The sequence below is a fragment of the Micromonospora sp. C95 genome (assembly GCF_018070465.1).
Lineage (GTDB): Bacteria > Actinomycetota > Actinomycetes > Mycobacteriales > Micromonosporaceae > Micromonospora.
Map to the genome: position 1 here is coordinate 126,460 of NZ_JAGPXT010000006.1, position 24,424 is coordinate 150,883.

Annotated in this window: 25 protein-coding genes; 20 read left to right on the forward strand and 5 right to left on the reverse strand. The window is 71.7% G+C overall.

The genetic code is table 11. The features are described from left to right. Positions 1-44 precede the first annotated feature (44 nt). From KBX00_RS09825 to KBX00_RS09900, 16 genes are all read left to right on the forward strand, one after another. A complete protein-coding gene (locus KBX00_RS09825; RefSeq protein ID WP_210825480.1) occupies positions 45-851 on the forward strand; it encodes a DUF3153 domain-containing protein in 807 nt (268 codons plus the stop codon). A gap of 83 nt (positions 852-934) precedes the next feature. Next, positions 935-1,270, forward strand: a complete 336-nt coding sequence (locus KBX00_RS09830) for a hypothetical protein (protein ID WP_210825481.1) — start codon at positions 935-937, stop codon at positions 1,268-1,270. 12 nt (positions 1,271-1,282) lie between these two features. Continuing rightward, positions 1,283-1,891, forward strand: a complete 609-nt coding sequence (locus tag KBX00_RS09835) for a glycine zipper family protein (protein WP_210825482.1) — start codon at positions 1,283-1,285, stop codon at positions 1,889-1,891. Next, positions 1,888-2,583: a carboxypeptidase regulatory-like domain-containing protein gene (locus KBX00_RS09840; RefSeq protein ID WP_210825483.1), complete on the forward strand. Its 696-nt coding sequence runs from the start codon at positions 1,888-1,890 to the stop codon at positions 2,581-2,583. Before KBX00_RS09835 ends, KBX00_RS09840 begins: the two co-directional genes overlap by 4 nt. Before the next feature lie 31 nt (positions 2,584-2,614). Beyond that, positions 2,615-3,850 (forward strand): phage tail sheath subtilisin-like domain-containing protein, encoded by a 1,236-nt coding sequence (locus tag KBX00_RS09845; RefSeq protein ID WP_210825484.1) that lies wholly within the window; start codon positions 2,615-2,617, stop codon positions 3,848-3,850. Position 3,851: 1 nt separating this feature from the next. Next, positions 3,852-4,331 carry a phage tail protein gene (locus tag KBX00_RS09850; protein WP_093402636.1) on the forward strand — a complete coding sequence of 160 codons (480 nt, stop codon included), beginning with the start codon at positions 3,852-3,854 and terminating at the stop codon, positions 4,329-4,331. Further along, entirely contained in the window at positions 4,309-5,703 is a 1,395-nt protein-coding gene (locus tag KBX00_RS09855; RefSeq protein WP_210825485.1) for a hypothetical protein, read from the forward strand. Before KBX00_RS09850 ends, KBX00_RS09855 begins: the two co-directional genes overlap by 23 nt. Then, positions 5,703-6,461 (forward strand): hypothetical protein, encoded by a 759-nt coding sequence (locus tag KBX00_RS09860; RefSeq protein ID WP_210825486.1) that lies wholly within the window; start codon positions 5,703-5,705, stop codon positions 6,459-6,461. The genes KBX00_RS09855 and KBX00_RS09860 overlap by 1 nt, the downstream gene beginning before the upstream one ends. After that, positions 6,458-8,053, forward strand: a complete 1,596-nt coding sequence (locus tag KBX00_RS09865) for a phage baseplate assembly protein V (RefSeq protein ID WP_210825487.1) — start codon at positions 6,458-6,460, stop codon at positions 8,051-8,053. The genes KBX00_RS09860 and KBX00_RS09865 overlap by 4 nt, the downstream gene beginning before the upstream one ends. Continuing rightward, positions 8,053-8,391, forward strand: a complete 339-nt coding sequence (locus tag KBX00_RS09870) for a hypothetical protein (protein WP_210825489.1) — start codon at positions 8,053-8,055, stop codon at positions 8,389-8,391. Before KBX00_RS09865 ends, KBX00_RS09870 begins: the two co-directional genes overlap by 1 nt. Next, the gene (locus KBX00_RS09875) at positions 8,388-8,855 is read left to right on the forward strand and encodes a GPW/gp25 family protein (protein ID WP_210825492.1); all 468 of its coding nucleotides are present in this window, start codon (positions 8,388-8,390) and stop codon (positions 8,853-8,855) included. Before KBX00_RS09870 ends, KBX00_RS09875 begins: the two co-directional genes overlap by 4 nt. Next, positions 8,852-11,452, forward strand: coding sequence for a putative baseplate assembly protein (locus KBX00_RS09880; protein WP_210825493.1), 2,601 nt, complete (start codon positions 8,852-8,854; stop codon positions 11,450-11,452). The genes KBX00_RS09875 and KBX00_RS09880 overlap by 4 nt, the downstream gene beginning before the upstream one ends. After that, positions 11,433-12,038, forward strand: a complete 606-nt coding sequence (locus KBX00_RS09885) for a phage tail protein (protein WP_210825495.1) — start codon at positions 11,433-11,435, stop codon at positions 12,036-12,038. The genes KBX00_RS09880 and KBX00_RS09885 overlap by 20 nt, the downstream gene beginning before the upstream one ends. After that, positions 12,035-12,958: a hypothetical protein gene (locus KBX00_RS09890; RefSeq protein ID WP_210825498.1), complete on the forward strand. Its 924-nt coding sequence runs from the start codon at positions 12,035-12,037 to the stop codon at positions 12,956-12,958. Before KBX00_RS09885 ends, KBX00_RS09890 begins: the two co-directional genes overlap by 4 nt. Next, positions 12,955-13,410: a hypothetical protein gene (locus KBX00_RS09895; protein WP_210825500.1), complete on the forward strand. Its 456-nt coding sequence runs from the start codon at positions 12,955-12,957 to the stop codon at positions 13,408-13,410. Before KBX00_RS09890 ends, KBX00_RS09895 begins: the two co-directional genes overlap by 4 nt. Positions 13,411-13,424: 14 nt before the next feature. Continuing rightward, the gene (locus KBX00_RS09900; protein ID WP_210825502.1) at positions 13,425-14,195 is read left to right on the forward strand and encodes a hypothetical protein; all 771 of its coding nucleotides are present in this window, start codon (positions 13,425-13,427) and stop codon (positions 14,193-14,195) included. A 29-nt stretch (positions 14,196-14,224) separates the two neighbouring features. Here KBX00_RS09900 and KBX00_RS09905 read toward each other — a convergent pair whose 3' ends face one another. After that, entirely contained in the window at positions 14,225-14,836 is a 612-nt protein-coding gene (locus tag KBX00_RS09905; protein ID WP_210825504.1) for a TetR/AcrR family transcriptional regulator, read from the reverse strand. Between the two features lie 90 nt (positions 14,837-14,926). Between KBX00_RS09905 and KBX00_RS09910 the strand changes: the two genes are divergently transcribed. From KBX00_RS09910 to yidC, 3 genes are all read left to right on the forward strand, one after another. Then, positions 14,927-15,973 (forward strand): aldo/keto reductase, encoded by a 1,047-nt coding sequence (locus tag KBX00_RS09910; protein WP_210825507.1) that lies wholly within the window; start codon positions 14,927-14,929, stop codon positions 15,971-15,973. Between the two features lie 98 nt (positions 15,974-16,071). After that, positions 16,072-16,356 (forward strand): DUF6412 domain-containing protein, encoded by a 285-nt coding sequence (locus KBX00_RS09915; RefSeq protein WP_210825509.1) that lies wholly within the window; start codon positions 16,072-16,074, stop codon positions 16,354-16,356. 95 nt (positions 16,357-16,451) lie between these two features. Continuing rightward, positions 16,452-17,384, forward strand: a complete 933-nt coding sequence (gene yidC, locus KBX00_RS09920) for a membrane protein insertase YidC (protein ID WP_210825511.1) — start codon at positions 16,452-16,454, stop codon at positions 17,382-17,384. A gap of 111 nt (positions 17,385-17,495) precedes the next feature. Here the strand turns inward: yidC and KBX00_RS09925 are convergent, their stop codons facing one another. The 4 genes from KBX00_RS09925 to KBX00_RS09940 are packed head-to-tail and all read right to left on the reverse strand — an operon-like array spanning position 17,496 to position 22,994. Further along, the gene (locus tag KBX00_RS09925) at positions 17,496-19,832 is read right to left on the reverse strand and encodes a beta-glucosidase (protein ID WP_210825513.1); all 2,337 of its coding nucleotides are present in this window, start codon (positions 19,830-19,832) and stop codon (positions 17,496-17,498) included. Between the two features lie 35 nt (positions 19,833-19,867). After that, complete coding sequence (locus tag KBX00_RS09930; protein ID WP_210825725.1) at positions 19,868-20,734, reverse strand: carbohydrate ABC transporter permease; 867 nt, start codon at positions 20,732-20,734, stop codon at positions 19,868-19,870. Then, positions 20,731-21,729 carry a carbohydrate ABC transporter permease gene (locus KBX00_RS09935; RefSeq protein WP_210825516.1) on the reverse strand — a complete coding sequence of 333 codons (999 nt, stop codon included), beginning with the start codon at positions 21,727-21,729 and terminating at the stop codon, positions 20,731-20,733. The genes KBX00_RS09930 and KBX00_RS09935 overlap by 4 nt, the downstream gene beginning before the upstream one ends. Continuing rightward, entirely contained in the window at positions 21,726-22,994 is a 1,269-nt protein-coding gene (locus KBX00_RS09940; RefSeq protein ID WP_301547651.1) for an ABC transporter substrate-binding protein, read from the reverse strand. The genes KBX00_RS09935 and KBX00_RS09940 overlap by 4 nt, the downstream gene beginning before the upstream one ends. A 202-nt stretch (positions 22,995-23,196) precedes the next feature. Between KBX00_RS09940 and KBX00_RS09945 the strand changes: the two genes are divergently transcribed. Continuing rightward, on the forward strand, positions 23,197-24,189 hold the full coding sequence (locus KBX00_RS09945) for a LacI family DNA-binding transcriptional regulator (RefSeq protein WP_301547652.1): 993 nt from the start codon (positions 23,197-23,199) through the stop codon (positions 24,187-24,189). The last annotated feature ends 235 nt before the right edge of the window (positions 24,190-24,424 follow it).

Genomic DNA, 24,424 nt, shown 5'->3' on the forward strand with positions numbered 1-24,424 from the left:
ATCGCTGACTGATGACTCGGCCGGCGAGAGCACACACTGGGCCCATGAATTCGGGGCTCAGGCGCTTCAGGGCACTCCGCGGCGCGGCGTGTCTCGTGCTGGTGGCGGCCCTTTCCGGCTGTATGCAGCTCAATGCCGGGCTGACCGTCAACGCCGACGACACGGTCAGCGGACAACTTCTGCTCACGGCCGAGCGGAACGTCCTGACCTTGAACAACAGGCCGGTCGAGGCGGGCTTCGCCGAGTTGCGGCAGAACATACCGGCGCTACCCGCCGGACCGGAGACCCGATACGAGGACGACACCCACTTCGGATCTCTGATCGACTATCGGAACGTTCCGTTGAGCGAATTCGACAGCGAAAGTCTGAGCATCGTCCGCACCGACGACCGGTACGTGTTCACCCTTCCGCTGGACCCGAAGAAGTACGGCGGAAAAGTGGCCGAACAGGACCCCAAAAATCAAGAACGATTCATGTTGTTGATGTCGTTCGAGATAGCGGTGACCTTTCCCGGCCGCGTCCTGGACGCCAGCACCGGTGGTCAGGTCAACGACCGGACCGTCACCTGGCGGGTCAATCGCAACGAGCAGAAGCCCGCCGAGCTGCGCGCCGTCGCCGAGGCGCCGCCGCGACCGTCTCCGGCGGCCGGAGCGGACTCCGGCGGCGGCTTCCCCTGGCTGCTGGTCGTCGCCGGCACCGTGGTACTGCTGCTCGTCGCGGTGTTGGTCGCGTTCCTGCTCCGCCGCTCCCGCACCGGCGGTTCGCCGCCCGGGAGCGGCACGCCTCCGGTCGGCGGATCCACACCGGTGACGCCGGCCGTCACGAATCCCGGTCCGCCGGACGCCGGCTGACGACCGGCCTGCCGCCGCCCGTCGAGGACGGCAGCTCACCCACACCCCACCCGGCAGTACGCAACACCGAAGGGGGATCGGCAATGAACGATCTCTTCACCTGGGCGGCCCTGGGCAGCCTCACCGGCGCCAGTGCCGCGACGCTGCTCGCCACGAACGTCATCGGCGGACTCATCGGCCCCAACGCCGACAAGGCCCGCAAGTGGATCGCACTGGGCATCGCACTCGCGCTGTCGTACCTCACCGCGGCCTTCGCCACCGACGCGGGCCCCGAAAAGTGGATCATCGCGTTCTTCAACGGCCTGGTCATCTTCTCCGCCGCGCTGGGCATCAACCAGTTGCCGCCGGGCAACCGGCAGGCCACGCCGATCCAACTGGCGCAGGGCAACGAACCGCGGTTCATCCGCTCCTGGGCCTGAGGGGAGCCGGAGATGGTCTTCGGAATCCTCAGCGCCGCCGTGCACGTCGCGGCGGGCGCCGTACTCGGCCAACTCCTCGGTGGCGGCGTCGGGCTGCTCGTCGGCGCGGGCATCGGCCTGCTCGTCGGCGCGGTCTTCGGCTGGGCGGTCGCCGCGGCGGAGGTCTACGCGGTCAGCCCGCGCGGTGTGTTCCTCTTCGTCGTGGATCACACCTGGAGCCTGCTGAACACCCTCGTCGGCGCGATCTACCTGGCTCTGCACCTGGTGTTCGGGCACTCACTCGACCGGGCCACCACCCGGCACAGCTGCCGGGTGAACGTGGTCGAGGGGGTCTCCCCCCGCTACGCCACCACGCTCGGCACGGTCTGCGCCGGCTCCGGTCCCGGCATCCAGCGGCACGAGGACGTGCACATCTTCCAAGCCCGGCTGCTCGGCCCGCTGTACATCCCGCTGGTCGTGGCGAACTACGTGCTGTTCACCATCGCACCGGTCTGGCTGCTGTACCACGACCACACCGGCGCGCCGATCAACCGCTTCACCCGGTACTTCGAGATCGGCGTCTACCCGCACGTGTGGAACGAGGCCATCGCGTACCGGATCCAGGGGACGCCGCCGCGATGACCGACGACGGTCCGATCTGCACGGCCACCGCCGAGGTGGTGGCGTGGCTGGCCGGGACGGTGGGGGACACCGTCCCGGTCGGCCCGCCCCGACCCGACGCCGAACCGAGCCGGTTGACGCTGTGGCCACTGGAAATCCGGCCCGCCCGGCAGACCCGGGGCAGCGGCAGCGGCCCCGAACCGTACCGGTTCACGGTGCGTTACCTGCTGGCCGCGGGCGGACCGGAGTCCCTGGCCACCCTGGACCGGGTGCTCGTCGCGGCCAGCGCGGCGGCGGACGGGCGCACGCTGGTGCTGGAGGCCGGCGACCCGGCGCTGTGGGCGGCCTTCGGGACGCCGCCCCGGCCGGCGGTGCTCATCGACGTGCCGGTGCAGGTCACCCACCCGGCCCGGCCCGCCGCACCGGTGCTGCGACCGCTGCGCCTGCGGCAGCTGGAGATGGTGTCCTTCGACGGGCGCGTCGTCGGTCCGGCCGAGCAGCCCCTCGCGGCGATGCGGGTCGAGGTCGTCGGCCAGCCGTACGCGACGCAGACCGACCCGGCGGGCCGCTTCCGGGTCGTCGGCGTCCCCCACGACCCGGAGCGGCCGGCACCGGTCCGGCTCCGGCTCACCGGCCGGGGACAGGTGCTCACCGCCGAGGTCGACCCGACCGAACCCGACATCGTCATCGTCTGCGCGCCGCCGACGCCCTGATCCGCCGACCCGACCTGCACGGGAGGAACCGATGCCCACCTACTTCTCGCCCGGCATCTACGTCGAGGAGGTGCCCAGTGGTGCCCGGCCGATCGGACCGGTCGGCACCAGCACGGCGGCCTTCGTCGGCGTCGCGCCGGACCGCACCGCCCATCTCGGCGAGGCCCTCGCGGTGAACAACTGGACCGATTTCCTCCGCCTGTACGCCGACGGCGACCAGTTGGAGAGCACACCGCTGGCCCGCGCCGTCTTCGGCTTCCTGGACAACGGTGGCACCCGCTGCTGGGTGGTGAACGTCGGCGAGGGCGGCGCCATCTCCGGCACCGGCCGCAAGCGCGCCGGTCTGGACCTGCTGGAGGCGGTCGACGAGATCGCCATCCTGGCCGCTCCCGGCTTCCAAGACGCGGTCTCCCACGAGGCGCTGCTGAGCATGGCCGAGCGCACTCGCACCATGGTCGCAATCTGCGACCCGGCACCCGACATCGACGACATCTCCACCCTCACCCGGGTGGCCACACCTGGTTCGGGCCGCGCGGCGAAGCCGAGCGACACCAGCGATCCGGACGCCGCCGCCGGGTCCGGGGGCGGGGGCGGTCCGGTTGCGCACCGACCCCGGCAGTCGGATTTCGGTGCGCTCTACTACCCGTGGTTGCGGGTCCGCGACCCGCTCGACGGCGAGCTGGTACTCACTCCGCCGAGCGGGCACGTCGCGGGCATCTGGGCCCGCACCGACGCCCTGCGCGGCGTGCACAAGGCACCCGCCAACGAGCCGGTACGCGGCGCGGTCGACCTGGGTCACCTGGTCACCCGGGCCGAGCACGACGTACTCAACCCCCGGGGCGTCAACGTGATCCGGTACTTCCCCGGTGAGGGCATCCGGGTCTGGGGCGCCCGTACCCTCGCCGCGGAGGCCAGCGAGTGGCGCTACCTCAACGTCCGGCGGCTCTCCATCGCCATCGAGCAGGCCATCGCCAACGGCACCCGGTGGATGGTGTTCGAGCCGAACGACTACACCCTGTGGCGGTCCATCCGTCGCGACATCGGTGCCTTCCTCACCCGGGTGTGGCGTGACGGGGCGCTGCTGGGACGCACGCCCGAGGAGGCGTTCTTCGTCAAGTGCGACGAGGAGACCAACCCGGCCGACGTCCGCGACGCGGGGATGGTGGTCGCCCACATCGGCATCGCCGTGGTCAAGCCCGCGGAGTTCGTGGTGTTCAAGCTGAGCCAGTGGGCCGGCGGCACCGAGACCGAGACGATTGGAGGCTGACATGCCGACCACGGCCACCCCACAGCCGGGCACCCCGGTCGACCCGTACCGGGCCTACAACTTCAAGCTGCTGGTGAACGGGGTGACGAACGGCCACTTCACCGAGGTCAGCGGCCTGGAGGTGAACATCCCGGCGGTGCCCTACCGGGAGCAGGGCAACGACCGGATCCGGATGGTCCCGGGCCAGGTGGAGTACGGACCGGTCACCCTGCACTTCGGCCTCACCGCGTCGCGGGAGCTGTGGGACTGGGTACATGCCGTGGCCCGGGGCACGGTCAGCCGCCGCAACGTCTCGGTGGTCCTGCTCGACGCCGCCGGCACGGCGGAGGTGCTGCGCTGGAACCTGATCAACGCATGGCCGACCAACTGGCGCGGCGCCCACCTGAACACGCTCGGGCAGGAGATCGCCATCGCGGCACTGACGCTGCGCTACGAGAGCCTGGAACTGGAGGCCGGCGGTGCCGCGCCGACGCCCGCGTAACTGGCTCGCCGACCGGCTGCGCTCCGCGGCGGCCACCGTGGACCGCCTCGCCGGCGCGCTCGACTCCCCCACCCCGCCGGCTCACGCGGTCGCGACCGCCCCGAGCCACGTCGATCGTCGGCCCCGGCGACCGGGGCAGCCGCCCGAGCACTGGCTGCGGGTCGTCACCGCCCACGCTCCTGGCCTGCTGCGGGACCTGGCCCTCGACCCGTCGCCGGACGCCGGGTCGGCGCCGGCCGATGCGTACCACCATGAGCCGGGCCACCACGAACCGGGCGGCGACGGCCGGCCGGACGTCGATCCCGCCGGCCCGCCGGGCGGGGGTGGTGCCGAGGGCCCGGAGCACCGACCTGCAACGTCGCTCGGCGCGGCCGGCTACGCCCAGCGTCCCGACACCACTGCCGAGCCCGCCCCGGCCACCGACGTGCACCCCCGCTCGACGGCAGCCTTCCCGACGTCCGGACCGGCACCGGAACCCCACTCCCCCACGCCCTTTGCTCTGCTTCACTCCACGCATCACCCGCCGTCCGGTATCCGGACGTCGACAAGTGCGCAGGTTGAAGCAGAGCAAAGGGGCCGCAGGGGGATGTCCCGGCCCGCTCCGGCGACGGCCGAGCAGACGGGGCCGGTCGAGACCGGCGGACCGGGCGGACCGGGCGGATCCGACCGGTCGGGCGGGATCCGCCGGCAATGGAGCCGAAAGGCGGACCAGGCACCAGCGGCGACAGCCGCGACGGTTGGCCCCGGCGGGGCCGCAGCGTCAACGGCGGGTCGCCGCCCCGCCCAGCCGGCGGGAAGATCGACGGCGACGAACCAGGGCACCACCGGGGACCAGGCGCTTCCGCCCGCACCGACACCCCGACACCCCGATCCAACGGGCCGGCCTGCCGACCCGGCGGGCCGGCGCACCGTCCCGGCTGACCGGCCCGCCGACGTGGCCAGCCGGCAGTCTGCCGGGCCGCACCGATGGGCGGCCGGACCGCTGAACGATCCCGAGCCGACCTCGGCCGGGGCCGTCCCGGGGCACCGCGCGGCGCTCCGGTTGGTCCCCGGGCGGCAGCAGACGGCCGGCCCCGACCTGCCGGGCGGCGACGGCGGGGCGGGACGAACGATCCGGCCCGGCGACCGACGCTGGTTCCCCGCCGGATCGTCCACCGGCGACGGACGCTGGCCCGGCAGCGGGCTACCCACCGGCGACGGACGCTGGTCGGTGGACGCGGACGTGCGGTGGCCGGAACTGGATTCGACGCGCGTCGGGCCCGACCCGTGGCCAGCCCTGCCCGACGACCGGGCACTGTGGTCGGTTTCCGGACCGGCCGACGGCGACGAGCACCGGACGCGGCGGCTCGACGGGGAACAGGCGGGTGGCTGATGCAGCGGGTGGCCTTCCTCATCGACAGCGGCGAGCGGATCGACTGTCTGCTCAACCCGGAGACCGTGCAGGTGACCCGCCTCGCCGGGGTGCGGCAGCGGGGTGGCGCCGACGGCCAGCTCACCGGCGCCGGGCTGGCCGACGACCCGCTGCTCTTCACCGGCGGTGGGCGCACCGAACTCGTGCTGGACCTGCTCTTCGACATCGACTTCGCCGAGGGGCAGGTCCAGCCCACCGACGTGCGGGCGCTCACCCGACCACTGTGGATGCTGGCGGAGAACTCGGCGGTGGAACACGGCTGGCTGCGGCCGCCGCTGGTGCGGATGGTCTGGGGCAAGACCTGGAACGTGCCCGGTGTGATCGTCGCGGTGGCGGAGCGCTTCGACGCATTCACCGCCACCGGCTCCCCGCGCCGCTCCTGGCTGCGACTCAAGCTGGTCCGGGTGGCCGAGGACGCCCGCCGCGCCGAGGAGGGCTTCGCCGAGGAACTGTCCGCCGCACAGACCCCCACCGTAGCCCCGGGCACGGCCGTGGTGGCCGCCGGCGACGGCACCACCGCCGACACCTCGGGCGTACGCTTCGACCTGCTCGCCCACGACGCGCTGGGCTCTCCCCTGCGCTGGCGGCTGCTGGCCGAGCACAACCGGATCACCGACCCGCTGGCCGTGCCCGCCGGCACCGCGCTCGCCGTACCGCCGCTGCCCGGCACCGCACCGGCGGGGGCGAGCGCCCTCGACTCCTCGGGAACCGGGTCGTGACCGCCGCCGCGCCCCGGGCGCTGACCGTGCTGCTCGGCGGCAGACCGCTGCCCGACGCGGTGACCGGCCGGGTCACCTCGGTGCGGGTGGCCGCCCGCCTGAACCTGCCCACCCAGTGCGAGGCCACGCTGCGCGCCGGGCCCGGCACCGCCGCGCTGACCGGGCCGGTGCAGATCGGCGCGAGCCTGGACGTCCGCCTCGACGGGCAACCGGAGGCGCTGTTCACCGGGGAGGTCACCGCCGTCGAGGTCGAGTACGCCGCCGACGGCGGGGCCACGCTGCGGGTACGCGGCTACGACCTGCTGCACCGGCTGCGCAAGCGGCAACGCATCCGGGTCTTCGAGTCGGTAACCGCCGCCGAGTTGGCCACGGAACTCTGCGCCGACCTGGGATTGCGGGTCGAGGCGGAGGTCGACGGCCCGCGCCTGGACCGGCTGCCGCACCACCGGCCCAACGACCTGGACCTGCTCGTCGAGGTGACCGGACGCGCCGGGCTGCACCTGAGCCTCGACGGTGACGTGCTGCGACTGGTCACCCTGGACGGCTACGGCGAGCCGACCGCCCTGGAGTTGGGCCGCGACGTGCACGGCCTGCGGTTGTCGGTGAACGCCGACAGCGCCGCCGGGGAGAGCGCGGTGCTGGGCTGGCATCCGCAGCGGGCCGAACCGATCGTCCAGCGGGTGGGCAACCCCCGCTGCGGGCGCCGCACCCCGGCGGATCCCGATCCGGCCGAGGTCGGCGCGGACGGCCCGCGTACCGCCCTGGACCAGCCGGGGCGCAGCGACGACGAGATCGCCGCGCTGGCCCAGGCGCGGCTCGACACCCGGGCCGCCGCGCTGGTCACCGCCGACGGTACCGCCGAGGGCACGCCCGCGCTGCGGCCCGGCCGGCGGATCCGGCTGACCGGGGTGGCCGAGCCGGTGGCCGGCACGTACGTGCTGACGGAGGTGGTGCACACCGTCGACGCGAACGGTCACCTGAGCCGCTTCTCCACCATGCCGCCACCGCCGCCGCGCACCGGGTCGCCGGCACCGGCGGTGGTCACCCTCGGCACCGTCACCGACGTCACCGACCCCGACGGTCTGGGCCGGGTACGGGTGGAGCTGCCCGCGTACGGCGGGGCGGACGCCGGCTGGCTGGCGGTGCTGTGCCCGGGAGCCGGCCGGGGCAAGGGGCTCGTCGCGTTGCCCGACCCGCAGGACAGCGTGCTGGTGGCGCTGCCCGGTGGCGAGCCGGCGTCCGGTGTGGTGCTCGGCTCGCTGTTCGGCACCGTCGAGCCGTACGACACCGGGATCGACGACGGGCGGGCCCGGCGCTGGTCGCTGCGTACCGCCGGTGGTCAGCAGGTGGTCGTCGACGACGTGGCGCGCAGCCTGCGGCTGAGCACCGAAGCCGGCAGTTGGCTGGAACTGACCCCGCAGCTGGCCACCCTGCACGCCGCCACCGATCTGGTGCTGTCCGCGCCGGGCCGGGCGATGGTCGTCCGGGCCCGCAGCGTCGACTTCCTGCACGCCGAGACCGTCGAGGACCCGGAGACCGCCGCCGAGCAGGCCCGGGTGCTCGCCCGCGCCCACCACGAAGGAGGCAGCTGATGCGCTGGATCCACCGCGACTCGGTGATCAGGTGCAGCCACGACGGCCGGGTCCGCAACCGGGCGTCCCAGGGCTGGGTCACGGTGACCGGCGTGCCGGTGCTGGTGGCCGACGACCCGAAGGGACGGGAGATCGTCGCCTGTCCGAACTACGGCGCCACGGTCAAGCCGTGCACCGGCACCGAGGCGGTGCGGGCCGGCTACAGCGACTGGGTGCGCGTCGGCGGCCGGCGGATCGTGCTGTCGCACCTGTCCGGGTTCACCAACGGCAGTCCGCCCGGCCAGTTCACCTACCGGGTACGCGATCCCCGGCAGCGTTTCGTGGGGGCCGACACGTGAGGGCGATCCGGTTCGTCGGTGCCGGCTTCGACCCGGGTCAGGGCGGTGGGCTCGGGTTGACCGCGGCCGGCGGCCTGGCGATGACCGACGGCGACGAGACGGTACGCCAGGCGCTGTTCCTGCTGCTGTCGACCACCCCGGGCGAGCGGCTGATGCGACCCGGGTACGGCTCCCGCCTGCACCGGCTGGTCTTCGCGCCGAACGACGACACCACCGCCGGGCTGGCCATCCACTACGTCCGGGCGGCCATCGCCCGCTGGGAGCACCGCATCGACGTGCTCGACGTCGACGCCGGACCGGATCCCGACGATCCGTGGCGGCTGGTGATCCGGCTGGACTACCGGATCCGGGCCAGCCTCACCCCCGGTCAGCTGGTCTTCTCGGTCGACCTGCTGCCGGCCGACGACGACCCGCCCGTCGGGCCGACCACCGGCACCGACCCGGACACCGAGGAGGCACGATGACGCTGCCCGTGCCACACCTGGACGACCGGAGCTTCCTCGACCTGGTCACCGAGGCCCGGGACCGGATCCGGCAGTCCTGCCCCGGGTGGACCGACCTGTCCGCGCACGACCCCGGTGTCGCGCTGCTGGAGGCGTTCGCACACCTCACCGAAGTGATGATCTACCGGCTGAACCAGTTGCCGGAGAAGGCGTACGTCTCCTTCCTCAACCTGCTCGGGGTGACCCGACACCCACCGACGGCGGCCTGGGCCGACGTCCGGTTCACCCGCACCGGCGGCGACGAGAGCCCGTTGCGGATCCCCGCCGGTACCCGGGTGGCCGCCGCTCGGGGGGCCGACCCACGGCCGGTGGTCTTCGTCACCTGCGAGCCGGCGCTGCTCGCCGCCGGGCAGCGGGAGGTGACCGTCCGGATGCACCACTGCGAGCCGGTGGAGGCGGAACTGCTCGGCGTCGGCACCGGGCAGCCGGGGCAGGTGCTGCGCGCCGGGCGGGCGCCGCTGGCGCGTACCGCCGAACCGCTGGACCTGCTGCTCGGCGTCGAGGTGCCGACCGGTTCGGTGGAGCTGGGCGCCGCGGCGCGGGAACACGACGGGCGCACCTTCGAGATCTGGCGGGCGGTGGACAGCTTCGCCGGCCTCGGCCCGCAGGACAAGGCGTACCTGGTGGACCGCTGCTCCGGCACGGTGACCTTCGCACCGGCGTTGGACCTGCGGGCCGCCGACGGCGGGACGCTGTCCGCCGGCGAGGGCCCGGTCACGGCGGTGCCACCGGCGGGCCGGCAGGTTCGGCTGTGGTACCGCGCGGGCGGCGGACCGGCCGGCAACGTGGCCGCCGGCACCCTGACCAGCCTGCGTGACCCGCTGCCGGGGGTGAAGGTGGTCAACCCCATGCCGGCGGCCGGTGGGCGGGAGCTGGAGACCATGGAGTCGGTGCTGCTGCGCGGGCCGTACGCCTTCTTCGCCCAGCAGCGCGCGGTGACCGCCCGGGACTTCGAGGTGCTGGCCACCGCCGCCAGCGGAGTGAGCCGCGCCCGTGCCTTCACCCGGGCCGCCGTCTACAGCTTCGCCCGCCCCGGTGAGGTGGAGGTGGTCCTGGTGCCGCACGTGCCGGACGGCGCCCGGCCCGGTGGCCAACTGCCGGTGGCGGTACTGGGCGAACACGAGGTCGAGGAGGTCCGGTTGCGGGTCGAGGCGGACCTGGAGCGCCGCCGTTCGCTGGGGACCGCCTGCCGGGCCACCTGGGCGCGGTACAAGGCGGTGTCGATCCGGGCCCGGGTGGTGGTCCGCCGGGAGGAGGACGTCGACGCGGTACGCCGGCGCATCCACGACCGCCTGCACCAGACGCTCAGTCCGCTGCCGACCACGCTCAACCCGACCGGGTGGGCGTTCGGCGAGCCACTGCGCGCGTCGAACGTGTACCGCCTGCTGGAGCAGGCCGAGCCGGGGGTGCGCTACGTCGAGTCGGTTCGGTTCGAGGTCGACGAGGCACCGGACAGCCAGGTGCGTACCCTCGCGGCCGACCAGTACCAGCCGCGCACCTGGTACGCCGGCAGTGGGGCGGTGCTGTTCCGCTCCACCAACGCGGGAGCCGGTTGGGAGCCGGCGGGACGCTTCGACGATGGGGAGACCGTGCAGCGGGTGGTGCCGGCACCCGCGCCGGTGCGACCGGGCATCGTGCCCCGGGCCGGTTCGGTGGCGGTGGCGACCGTACGCAGCGACGGCGGCTCCCGGGTGCACCTGAGCACGGATCTGGGTGAGACCTGGTCGCTGCTGGCCGACCTGGACTCGCGGGTCGGTGACCTGGCCTGGATCGACCGGGACGGCGCGGGCGCGCTGCTGCTCGCCACCGACACCGGCCTGTACGAGGTGTCCCTGCTGCCCGGTGCGGTGCCGTTGCAGATCCTGGTCGACCCCGCCGACGCCGACCGGGGCTTCTACGCGGTGCGGGCGTTCGTCTCCGAGCGCGGCGCGGCCGGGGTGGCGGTGGCCGCCCAGGCCGGTTTCGGGGTGTACCTGTCCGGCAACGCCGGCCGCCCCGGCAGCTTCAGCCACGTGGGTCTGGCCAACGTCGACAACCGGGTGCTCGCCGTGCAGTACGACGGACCGGCCACCCTGCTGTGGAGCGGCACCGGTGAACCGGACCCGAAGCGACCCGGCCAGGGCTGCTTCCGCGCCCGGCTGTTCGAATCCGACGTGAAGTGGCAGGCGCTGTCGGCGGGCTGGCTCGGCGGCACCTGCCGGGATCTCGCCTTCAGCGGTCCGCTCGCCCTGGCCGCGACGCAGAGCGGCGGGGTGCTCCGGCTGGACACCCTGTCCGCGCAGCCGCAGTGGACGTCGGTGTCGGTCAACTGCGGGCTGCCGCTGCGCGACCGGACCCGGTTCATGCCGGTGGACGCGGTCGCCGCGACCGGCGCGACGGACCGTCTGGTGCTGGCCGGTGGGGAACGTGGCGTGCACCGCAGCGGCGACGCGACGGAGTGGTCGGCCAGCGCCAACCAGGCCACCGCCGACGTGGTGACCGTCCCGGACACCTGGCTGCTCTGCTCCGGCGAGCACGACATCGAGGTGGTGCGGCAGGATGCGACGAGCGGCAATTGAGCGGCTGCTGCCCGCGGCCTATCAGCGGGCGGCCGGGCCGGGCAGCGTGCTGGGTGCGCTGCTGGACGTGATGGAGGCGCTGCACGCCCCGGACGAGGCGGTACTGGCCGAGGTCGACGCACTCTTCGCGCCGTACCGGGCACCGGCACCGATGGTGGCGTACCTGGCCCGATGGGTGGCGATGGACCACGTGGTCACCGCGCCTCGGCGGGACGTTCCGCTGCCGCTGCCGCTGAATCGGCTTCGTGATCTGGTGACGCACGGTGCCGCGCTGGCCGCCTGGCGGGGTACCCCGGACGGTCTGCGTACCGCCCTGGAGTTGGCCACCGGAGTCACCGGGTTCGTCCTCGACGAGCCGGCCGAGCGGCCGTTTCACCTGATCGTCCGGGTGCCCACGGCCGCCGCCGACCAGTTGGCCCTGGTCGACCGGATCGTGGCGGCGGAGAAGCCGGCCGCCGTCACCGCCGAGGTGACGGTCGCCGACGCCCCGGCCGAGCGGGTGGTCGGCCGGGCCAGCGTGCCGTCGCCCGTCGTCGCACCGTCCGCTCCCGCCTCCGCCGATTCCGCTCCCGAGGAGCCGTCATGACCACCGAATGGACCGTCGTCGCCGCCGCCGAGCAGTTCACCCTGGACGCCCGCAACGCCGGTGAGCTGACCTTCACCGTCTCCAACCCGGGCCTCGCGCCGGACACCGTGGTGTTCGACGTGGCACCCGGCGAGGGCACCCAACGGCCGTGGTTCACCGTCACCGAGCCACAGCGCGTGGTACCGGCTCAGGGCTCGGTGTCGTTCCTGGTCCGCCTGGCCGTGCCGCCGGGCACCCCGCCCCGGCGCTACGACATGACCGGGTTCGCGTACTCGGCGAACACGGCACCGGAGGAGAGTTCCCGCTCCAGTGGCCGGGTCACCTACGAGGTACGCGCGGTGGCGCCGCCGAAGCGTACGCCGTGGCCGTGGATCGCCGCGGCGGCGGCGTTGGTCCTGGTGGTCTCGGCGGTGGTGGTGTTCCTGGTGGCCCGCGACGACGAGCCGCCACCGCAGGCGCAGGTGGTGACCGTCGAGGCGGAGACGTTGGTGACCGGGGCCCGGGTCGAGTCACCGTCGGGTTCCGGGGCCACCGTGCAGGCGCAGCAGAACTGCTGCGAGGTGACCTGGTCGCAGGACGCCCAGCTGTTCTTCCTCGGCCGTGCGGTGAACGACCGGGTGACCGTGACGATGGCGCTGCCCGCCGAGGCGACGTGGCAGTTCTCCGCCGTGCTGACCACCTCGTTCGACTACGCCAACACCGTCTTCCTGATCGACGGCCAGCAGGTCGGCGCCCCGTTCCTCGGGTTCACGCCGAAGGTGCAGGTCACCGACTGGGTCGAGGTGGGTCGGGTGCGGCTCGGTCCCGGAACGCACGAGATCACTCTGGTCGTGATCGGCAAGACGCAGAGCACGAACCGCTACTTCGCCGGCATCGATCTGCTTCGGTTCACCGAGGTCGCACCCGAGGACGAGCGATGAGTGGACAGCAGAAGGCGCTGCTGGCGGCGCTGGGCGTACTGCTTGTGGTGCTGTTCGCGGTGGCGGTGGGCGCGGGTCGCGACGACCGGGGCGACCCGGCGGCCCGGCATCCACTTGTCGACCTGCTGGGCCGAGCCGGAGGTGGGCGAAGCGCCGTCGATCCGGCCGGCGTGGCCGCGGACTGCGCCGACGCCACCGGGCAGTTGGTGGTCGACGGCCGCTGCGAGCTGCGAATCGCCGATCCGGGCGGGCTGCGCACCCTGATCCTGCGCGGTCCGCAGGCGTTCAGCGTAACGGCCACGGCCCCGGGCGACGCCGACTTCACGGTCACCGACGAGGTGGATCCCGCCGACGACGGCAGCGGCGCCGTGGCCCGCGTCGCCGTCGACCGGGCCACCATTGTTCTGGTGAGTTGTCCGCCCGGCTGCCTCGTCACGATCGCGCAGGACTGAGGCGGGAGGTCGGCATGGGTGCGCTGCGCAAGCCGTTCCTGCTGCTGGCGATGCTGGCGCTGGTGCTGGCGGTCGGCCTGGAGGTGGGTGCCGGGCTGTTACTGGGCGGCGGTGACGCCGGGGCGGAGTTGGCCGGCAGCGCCGCCGACCTCGGGGTGGAGGTCGGTGACGTACGGGAGGTCAGCGAGCCGTCCGGCCGTGGTACGGGCCATCTGGCGCTCATCGACGCGGCGGCGCTCTGGACGACCGGGCTGTTCTGCCTGGGTCTGGTGCTGCCGGACCGGCTGCACGGCCGGATCCAGGGCGTCGCCACCCTGATCTTCTCCGTCGTCCTGATCCTCGTGGCCCTGCTGGCGCTGGTCCTCGCGTTCATCGAACTCATGATCATGGTGTCGTTGTTCCTGGCGCCGCCGTTCGGCACGCTGGCGTACCTGGCGCTGTGGGGCTTCTTCCCGGTCGGTGACGCCGCGGTGCTACTCGCGCTGGTGCTGCTGCTCAAGCTCGCCTGGGCCGGGTTGCTGGTCCTGGCGCAACCGAAGTTCCTGCAGAACAAGGGGCTGGTTCTGCTGATCCTGACCAGCCTGCTCTGCACGGTGCTGCTGGAGTTCCTGCACCACCTGGTGCCGGTGATCCTGGTGAGCATCCTCGACTCCGTGGGCGCCGTCGTCTTCGCGATCATCGCGATCGTCTGGGCGCTGGTGCTGCTGATCGGTGCGATCCCGGCGATCGTCAAGGCGGTGCGGGCCACCGCCGCGCTGCGCGCCGAACCGGACCCGCACGGCTGAGGGCCGGCATGAAGAACTGAGCTGCGCCGTCAGTCGGGACAGCTGGTCTGGGTGAAGACGCCGGCGTGGGCGGCTGCCGCTGCCGCTTCGGCGGACCGGTCCGCCATGGCCTCGTCGATGGGGTCTCCGCTGACGAGCAGGCGGTAGTAGAGCGGTGCCGAGACGGCACGGATGACCTCGGCCGCGTCCGTGCCCGGGGGCAGCTCCCCCCGCCGCACAGCCTGTTCCACGCAGGGGGCCCACTCGGCGATCCGGACGGCGTAGAAGCGATGCAGCGCCTCGGCGGCGCGTAGGTCGCAGGTCGCGGCGACGATGACCGCCCGGAACAGGGCACCCTGACGCGAGTCGACCAGGGTTCGCTGCACCAGCCGGGCATTGGCACGCAGGTCCCCGATCAGGGTTCCGGTGTCGGCTCGCGGCAGCGACTGCTCCGCCATGTCTGCCAGCAGGTCGGTGACCAGGCCGGCGACCGTACCCCAGCGGCGGTAGACCGTTGTCTTTCCCACCTCGGCACGGCGCGCCACGTCCGCGAGGTCAAGACGGTCGAATCCGTGCTCGACGAGTGCGTCGCCGGCAGCTTTCAGCACGGCGGCGCGAACCCGGGCGGTCCGCCCTCCGGGCCGGGTCGCACCGACGGTCATAACGGGTCTCCAGTTCCCTTAACTGCGATTGACTGCTAGCGTAGCCGACGCGCTAACGAAACCACAGTTCCCTTAGCGGAAGGATTCATCGTGGAGTACCGACGACTCGGGGCATCCGGCCTCATCGTGCCCGCCCTCAGCTTCGGCGCCGGCACCTTCGGCGGGTCCGGCCCGCTCTTCGGCGCCTGGGGCAACACGGACGCCCGAGAGGCGAGACGCCTCGTGGACATCTGCATCGAGGCCGGGGTAACGATGTTCGACACTGCGGACGTGTACTCCGACGGCGCGTCCGAGGAGGTGCTGGGGCAGGCGATCAAGGGCCGACGCGACGCCGTCCTGATCTCGACCAAGAGCGGTCTGCCGACCGGTAACGGGCCGAACGACGCGGGGACGTCCCGGGCCCGGCTCATCCGATCGGTCGACGTGGCGCTACGCCGACTCGGGACCGACTACATCGACCTGTTTCAGCTACATGCCTTCGACGCCGCGACGCCCGTCGAAGAGGTCATCGCGACACTTGACGACCTGGTGAGGGACGGCAAGATCCGTTATCTCGGCGTCTCCAACTTCGCCGGCTGGCAGCTCATGAAGTCCCTCGCCGCAGCCGACCGGGAGCATCGCCGCCGCTACGTGGCGCACCAGGTCTACTACTCGCTCGTTGGTCGGGACTACGAGTGGGAACTGTTGCCCCTGGGCCTCGACCAAGGCATCGGAGCCGTGGTGTGGAGCCCTCTCGGCTGGGGACGACTCACCGGCAAGATCCGCCGCGGCACACCGCCACCGGCCACGAGCCGGCTCCACGCGACCGCCGCCTTCGGCCCGCCGGTCGAGGACGAGCACCTGTTCCGCGTCATGGACGTCCTCGACGAACTGTCCCGCGAGACCGGTCGAGCAGTGCCGCAGATCGCGGTCAACTGGCTACTGCAGCGGCCCACGGTAGCCACCGTCATCATCGGCGCCCGGAACGAGGCGCAACTGCGGCAGACCATCGACGCTGCCGGTTGGTCACTCACGCCGGAACAGACGGCCCGGCTCGACACTGCCAGCAGCCGCACCGCACCCTATCCGTACTTCCCGTATCACCGACAGGAAGCCTTCGCCAGGCTCAATCCTTCGCCGGTCGCGACCACCGCCTGATCGCAGCCTTCCACCTCCGTTCGACGACCAGACGCGGCTGCACGACGGGGCCGAGATCCTGGACACCCACGTTTGCTTACGCCGGATAGGGTTGCCCCGTGATCGGGCTCGGCCTGCTCTGGTACCTCGTCGGCGTGTTGGCCGACGTCGGTGCCACCAGCATGCTCTCCGGCACGGCGGCGGTGACCGGCGTGCTGCTGGCCGCCGTGCTCACCGCCGGGGTCCTGCTCACCGGGGCGGTGGCCGATCCCGCCCGGCGGGTCACCCGTCGGATGCTGCGGGAGCGTTCCGGTCGTACCGGCGTACCCCGCCACCGTGATCCGGACGCCGCCGGCCGGGCCCGGCCCAGAGCGCCCACCGCCGCGACCCTCGCGGTCGCCTGAGCACCTCGCACCTCATCCACCTCTGCCGCTCGTCGGCGACCGCTGGTGACCGTTCCTGCTCACATCAGTCGTAGTCGCACGTCGAGGGGTGTTCCATGTCCATGATCTACCATGCCATCTCCGCGATCCTGCTGTTCTGGCACAGTGCCTGGCAGCGGCTGCTCGGCGAGGCGTCCGCGCTGGGTACCGACTGGTCCTGGGTGCTGGGCATCGTCTTTCTGGTGCTCAGCGTCCGGATCGTCCTGTTCCCGGTCTTCGTCAAGCAGATCCAGTCGCAGCGGGCGACACAGGCGTTGCAGCCGCGGATCGCCGAACTCCGGGCCCGGCACCGCGACGACCGGGAGACCCTGCAGAAGGAACTGGTCGAGCTCTACCGGGTGGAGAAGGCCAACCCGCTGATGGGCTGCCTGCCGATGCTGGTGCAGATCCCGGTCTTCCTCGGCCTGCTGCACGTGTTGCGTCATCTCAAGCCGACGATGCCGGAACACCTGAAGACCTTGTACGGCTGGTCGGTCACCCAGTTCGACAGTGCCTCGTCGGCCACGCTGTTCGGCGCCCCGATCGCGGGAAGCTTCGGCTCCACCGGACCGGACCTGGCCCTGCTCGGGGCCGACGGCACCACGGTCCGGATCGTGGCCGCCGTACTGATCGTGACGATGATCGCCACGACCTACCTGTCCAGCCGGCAGTTGATCCTGCGCAGCGGCTGGGCCACGGATCCGCAGCAGCGGCTGGTACAGCGGCTGATGCTCTACGGCATCCCCGCCTCGCTGCTCGTCTCCGGGTTGATCTTCCCGATCGGCGTGATCATCTACTGGGTGACCACGAACCTCTTCTCGCTCGGCCAGCAGACCTGGATGCTGCGCCGGTACCCGCCACCCACCAGCGGCACCACCGACCCGGGTGAGCGGACCACCATGCCGAAGGCCGGGCCCAACCGTGCCGGGGACGCACCTGGCCCTCCGGCCGCCCCGGCACCGAAGGTCGGGGCGAAGCCGACCAACCGCCGCCGGAGGCGTGCCAGCTGAGTCGTCCGGAAACCGGGCGGCGCAGGTACACCAGGGCAGTTCCCGATCGTCGGGAACTGCCCTGGATCAGGCGGTCGGCCACCATCGCGGCGGCGGCCGGTCAGCCCCGGGTCAGCCGATCTCGGCGGTGGTCCAGCGGGCGGAGGCGTTGGTGACCGGTGCGACGTCGCCGACCAACGTGGTCGACGCCTCGACGTCCCGACGCACGCTCGTGCCGACCCAGAGGTCGACGGCACCGGGCTCCACCACGCGGGTGAACGTCCGGTCGGAGAAGGCCAGCCGGGTGGTGGGCACCGTCATCGTGACGGTGACCGACTGGCCCGGCGCCAGGTGGACCCGCTGGTAGCCGAGCAGTTGGGCCACCGGTCGGGTCACCGATGCCACCAGGTCCCGGCCGTAGAGCTGCACCACCTCGTCGCCGGCCACCGCGCCGGTGTTGGTGACGCGCACGCTCGCCGTCAGCGCCCCGTCGGTCGGCACCATGGCCGGCACCGTCAGGTCCGCGTACTCGAACGTCGTGTAGGACAGCCCGTGGCCGAAGGGTGCGGCGGGCGTCGCCGGCAGGTTTGTCACCTCGTTGCCGTCGCCCAGCGTCGGGTGCAGGTACGAGTACGGCTGCGCCCCCGCCGACCGGGGCAGGCTGACCGGCAGCCGGCCCGACGGGTTCACCCGTCCGGAGAGCACGCCGGCGATCGCGCCGGCACCCTCCTCGCCGGGGAAGAACGTCTGCACCACCGCCGCGCAGCGGCTCAGCGCCCAGTCGATCGCGTACGGCCGGCCGGTGAGCAGCACCAGGACGACGGGCCGGCCCGTCGCCAGCACCGCCTCGACCAGGTCCCGCTGCACACCGGGCAGCTCCAGATCGTCCCGGTCGCAGCCCTCGCCGACCGTGCCGCGCCCGAACAGGCCCGCGTGATCGCCGACGACGAGTACGGCGACGTCCGCCGCGGTCGCCGCGGCGACCGCGGCGTCGAAGCCGGAGCGGTCGTCGTCGTCCACCGCGCAGCCGTGGGCCGAGGTGACGAACTCCGCGCCGAACTCGGCGCGCAGCGCGTCGAGCACGGTCGGTACCTCGATGCCGGTCTCCACGTCGGGATGCTGCACGAGCACGTGGTTGAGGAAGGAGTAGCAGCCGAAGAGGGCACCCTGCCGGTCCGCGTTCGGCCCGATCACCGCGATCCGGCGACCCGCCGGCAACGGCAACGCCTCCTGGTTGGCCACCAGCACGATCGACTTCTCGGCGAGACGGCGGGCGATCGCCCGGTGCTCGGGTGAGTCGAGGTCGACCGCCTGGACCGGCTCGTCGGTGAAGGTGGCGTCCAGCAGCCCGAGGTCCAGCTTCTGCCGCAGCACCCGCAGCACCGCCCGGTCGATCACCGACTCGTCGATCCGGCCGGCACGCACCGAATCCGCGAGGGTCAGGTACGCGTCGCCGGTGGGCAGCTCGATGTCCACACCGGCGGTCAGCGCCTGCACGGCCGCGTCCGCGTGGTCACCGGCGACCTGGTGCAGCAGGTTCAGGAACGCCACACCGAAGTAGTCGGCCACCACCGTGCCGTCGAAGCCCCACCGGTCCCGGAGCACCCCGGTGAGCATCGTCGGATCGGCGGCAACCGGCACCCCGTCGATCTCGGCGTACGAGTGCATCACGGAGCGTGCGTCGCCGTCGAGGATCGCCATCTCGAACGGTACGAGGAGCACGTCGGCCAGTTCGCGCGGACCGGCGTGCACCGGCGCGAAGTTACGCCCGGCGCGGGAGGCGGAGTAGCCGACGAAGTGCTTGAGGGTGGCGTGCACGCCCTGCGACTGCAGGCCCCGCACGTACGAGGTGCCAAGCGTGCCGACCAGGTAGGGATCCTCGGCGATGCACTCGTCGACCCGCCCCCAGCGGGGGTCGCGGATCACGTCGAGCACCGGGGAGAGCCCCTGATGGATGCCGAGCGCCCGCATGGACGTCCCGATCGCCGCAGCCATCTCGGTGACCAGGTCGGGGTCGAAGGCGGCCCCCCACGCCAGTGGGGTGGGAAAGGTTGCCGCCTTCCACGCCGACAGCCCGGTCAGGCACTCCTCGTGCACGATCGCGGGGATGCCGAGCCTGGTCCCCGTCACCAGGTCGGACTGGAACTTCCACAGCCATGACGCCCGCGACACGACGTCGACGGGCCGGGTGCCGTAGGCGCGGGTGAGGTGACCGAGCCCGTGCCGGGAGAAGTCCTCGAGCCGACCGATGTCGCCGAACTCGCCCTGCAACGGCGCGACGGCCTCACCCTCCGCCTTCTCCCAGAAGCCGACGAGCTGCGCGACCTTCTCCTCGATCGTCATCCGACCGAGCAGTTCACGTACGCGCGTCTCGCCATCGGACCCGTACCGGTCGGGCCGGCCGTGGCCCGATCCTGTCTGGGCCGGCACCGGTGCCGGCCCGCCCACGACCTCGCGGACCTCAGTCATGCTGTGTTACCCCTTTGTGTTCGTGCCGCTGCCGCTCAGCCCTTGACCGCGCCCTGGAGGCCACCGACGATCTGCTTCTCGGCGAACGTGAAGAAAATGAGTGCCGGCAGCATCGCCAGCGAGGTGAAGGCGAGGATTCCCGCGGTGTCGGAGGTGTACTGGCTGGAGAAGTTCTGCACGCCCAGCGGCAGGGTGTGCAGGCTCGCGTCACCCAGCACGAGCAGCGGCAACAGGAACGCGTTCCAGCTGGTGACAAAGGCGAGAATACCGACGGTGACCAGCGCGGGCCGCGACAGGGGCAGCAGAATGCGCCACAGGAAGCCGAGCCGGCCGGTGCCGTCGATGGCCGCCGCGTCCTCCAGCTCACGGGGGATCGCGGTGAGGAACGGTCGCAGGATCACGATCGTCAGCGGCAACGCGAAGGCGACCTGCGGCAGGATCACCGCGTAGTACGAGTTGATCAGGTTGAGGTCACGCAGCATCAGGTAGAGCGGCAGGATCGCCGCTCCGGCCGGGAACAGCAGACCCAGGGTGAAGAAGGTGTAGAGCACCTCACGACCCCGGAAGGTGTAGCGGGCCAGCACGAACGCGGCGCAGACCCCCAGCACGACCACACCGATGGTGGTGCCCAGGGACACCACGGCGCTGTTGAACACCTGCCGCCAGAAGTCACTCTGGGTCAGCACCCGGGCGTAGTTGTCCCAGACCCACGGGTCGGGCAGCCCGGCCGGATCCGCGACGATCTGCGGCGTGGTGCGGAAGCCGCCGATGATCACGTAGACCACCGGAGCGATGGACACTGCGGCGACCGCGAGCGCCAGCGCGTAGGTGAGCGGGTTTCCCCAGGACACCGGGCGGCGCTTGGCGGTCGGAGACAGGACGGCGTTCGCGGCCACGTTCAGTTTGCCCTTCTGGTGATGGCGCCCTCGATGTCACGACGCAGGAGGAAGCGCTGGAACAGCACCGCCGCGACGAACGAGATGGCGAACAGGATGACCGCCACCGCGTTGCCGTAGCTCCACAGTCGGGCGAAGAATCCGTTGTCCACCATGTACGTCGCCATGGTGGCCGACGCGCCCAGCGACCGCACCGCGGGCACGGAGGTCACCCAGATCACGTCGAAGACCTGCAACGAGCCGATCATGGACAGGAACATCCAGATCCGGATCGTCGGCCCCAGCAGCGGCAGCGTCACGTGCCGCTGGATCTGCCACCAGCTCGCGCCGTCGATGGCGGCGGCCTCGTTCAGCTCCTGCGGCACGTTCGACAGACCGGCGAGCAGGAGGATGATGGCGAAGCCGACGTACTTCCAGGTGAGCACGGCCAGCATCGTCCAGATGACGACGTCGAGGTCGGCGAGCCATGCCTGCACGAGGCTGCCCAGACCCACCGACTCCAGCATCGCGTTGACCGTGCCGGCGTCGGAGAGCAGCAGCTTCCACATGATGCCGACGGTGACCTCGGCGAGCACGTACGGCACGAACGCCAGCAGGCGGAACAGCGCACGGCCGCGGAAGTTGCGGTTGAGCAGCAGGGCCACGCCGAGGGCGATGGGCCCCTGGATCAACAGTGACCCGAACACGATTATCGCGTTGTTGCGCAGCGCGTCGATGAAGATCGGGTCCTGGAACGCCAGGACGTAGTTGTCGAAGCCGACGTAGTCGGTGGGCGGTCCGACGCCACGCCAGCGGAACAGGCTGTAGTAGAAGGCGAAGCCCATCGGGACCAACACGAACATCACGTAGACGATGACGGCTGGTGTGCTGAGCCCGATGATCTCGTACCACTTGCGTCGGGTCTGGGCGGCCCGAGCTGACGAGCGTCGGGCGGGCCGGGGTCCCGCCGGCGGCGCGGATGCGCCGCCGGCGAGGTCCAGGGTCGGGTTGGTCGAGGTCACTTGCGCGCGGCCGCCTTCATGGCCTCGACGACCTGCTCGGGAGTGCCGTTGCCGGCGAAGATGGCGACGATCGCGTCGTTCATCGCGTTACCGACGGTGCTACCGAACGCCGTGTCCAGCCAGAGCTGCACGTAGGTGGCGCTGGTGGTGGCCTCCAGGATGGACTTCAGCGCCGGGTCCTTGACGCCGTCCTCGGCACCCTTGGCGACGGGCAGGCCGGTGCCGGTCTCGGCGTAGCCCTTCTGCACCTCGGGGCTGACGATGTACTTGAGGAACTCGACGCACTCGGCCGGGGCGTTCTTGGCGCAGGCGAAGCCGTCGCCGCCGCCGAGGGCCGCCTTCGGGTCGCCGGCGGAACCGGTGATGGCCGGAACCGGGAACCAGCCGATGAACTTGTTCAGCGCCTCCTGGTCCTCGGTGACGGTGTCCAGGGTGCCCTTGTTCCAGTCACCCATCAGCTCCATCGCGGCCTTGCCGTTGGCCAGCAGGCCGTTGGCGCTGGTCGGGTCGTTCTGACCCGGCGTGGCGATGAAGTTGGGCTGGAACGGCTCGGTGTCGATGAAGGCCTTCAGGTCCTGACCGGCCTTGACGAAGCACTGGTCGTCGAAGTTGTTCTCCAGGCTGGCCTTACGCAGGGTGTCGACCGAGCAGGCGCGCAACGCGAAGTTGTACCACCAGTGCGCGGCGGGCCACTTGTCACCGGCGCCGACGGCGATCGGGATGACGTTGATCGCCTTGAGCTTGGTGACCGCGTCGTTCAGCTCGTCGAAGGTGGCCGGCGGAGCGGTGATGCCGGCCTGCTGGAACAGGTCCTTGTTGTACCAGATGCCCTCGATGCCCATCCGGTACGGCAGGCCGTACTGCTTGCCGTCGACCTGCCAGATCTCGACCGCGCTGCCGATGTTGGCAACCTCGTCCTTGACCTGGTCGGTGATGTCCTTGAGGTAGTCGGCCTCCACCTGCTCGCGGATCTCGCCACCGCCCCACGCCTGGAAGATGTCCGGCGGGTCGTTGCTGAGCAGCGCGGCGGGGAGCCGGGTGCGCTGGAGCTGGTTGGTCTCGATGCCCTCGACCTCGATCGTGACCGTCGGGTGCAGCGCGTTGAAGTCCTTGGCGACCTTCGCCCAGTACTCTTTACCGGGGCCGTCCTGGGAGGCGTTGTGCCACCAGGTAAGCGTCACCGGGTTCTTGTACAGCTCGCTCTCGGCAGGTGCCTCGCTCTCGCCACCGCCGCCGCAGCCGGCGACGAGTAGTGCGGTTGTCATGGACAGCGCTAGAAAGGTGGTTGCACGGCGCTTTATAGCCATCGATGTCTCCTCGACCAGTCAGTCGGGTGCTCGGCCTGAGCGAGTTTTTCAGCAAGGTAATCCGGTGTCAATCGGTGTCGATAACGTTTTCGACTCGCCTTCGTAACCGGAGCGCCGGCCCTCTATCATCATCGACGTGGCGTTTCCCCAGCGTGTCAAGATGTCGGACGTAGCCCGCACGGCCGGCGTCTCCGTGGCGACCGTTTCCAAGGTCGTGAATGGCCGTTACGGAGTGGCACAGGCAACCGTGGAACGGGTCCAGCAGGTCATCCGTCAACTCGGCTACGAGGCCAGCCTTGGGGCGCAGAGCTTACGCAGCCATCGCACGAACGTGCTCGGCATCCTGGTCGCCGAGTTCGAGCCGTTCTCGACCGAACTGCTCAAGGGCGCCAGCGTGGAGGTCGCCGGCACCGGCTACCAGTTGCTGGCGTACTCTGGCGGCGACGGCGCCGGGACGGCCGTGGGTTGGGAACGCCGCTCGCTGGCCCGGTTGTCGGGCACGCTCATCGACGGCGCCGTCATCGTCACGCCGACCGTGGTGGAGACCAAGCAGGGCTTCCACGTCGTGGCCGTGGACCCGCACACCGGCCCGTCGGGCCTGCCGACCGTCGACTCCGACAACTTCGCCGGCGCCGTTTTGGCGACCAACTACCTGTTGTCCCTCGGCCACCGCCGCATCGGGCACATCAGCGGACGCGCCGACCTCGAATCGTCCCGGCTCCGCGAGGCCGGCTTCCGGCAGGCCATGGCCGACGCGGGCGTGACGGTGGACGAGCGGCTGGTCCGGGTGGGCGGATTCCGGATCGAGAGCGCCGCCGAGACCGCCGCCGAGCTGCTCTCGTTGCCCGACCGCCCGACCGCCGTCTTCGCCGGAAACGACCTCTCCGCGATCTCCACGATCGACGTGGCCCGGAGCATGGGCCTGGCGGTCCCCGACGACCTCTCCGTGATCGGCTTCGACAACATCCCGGAATCGGCGCTGGTCAACCCGCCGCTGACGACGATAATGCAGCCGTTGCAGCGGATGGGCGCCGAGGCGTTGCGCCTGCTTGTCGACCTGATCGCCGGCGTCGAGCGGGACACGCACATCCGGCTGCCCACCGAGCTGGTCGTCCGCTCCTCCTGCCGCCCCTACGACCCCGCCACCACCTGAATCCCCGACGCCTCACCCCACACCCCGCGCGCTACGCCCAGCGCCCGTCGCCCAGCGCCCAGCGCCCAGCGCCCAGCGCCCGTCGGCCGCGAGATGCGGCATGTCGCGGTATCCCGGGCGCCGGATACCGCGACAAGCCGCATCTCGCGGCCGACACAAGGCGCAAGCCGGCGCACAGGCGGAGAGTTGGCGCAGGCGGCGCGCAGGGCCGAGCAGGGGCGCAGGGCCGAGCCGG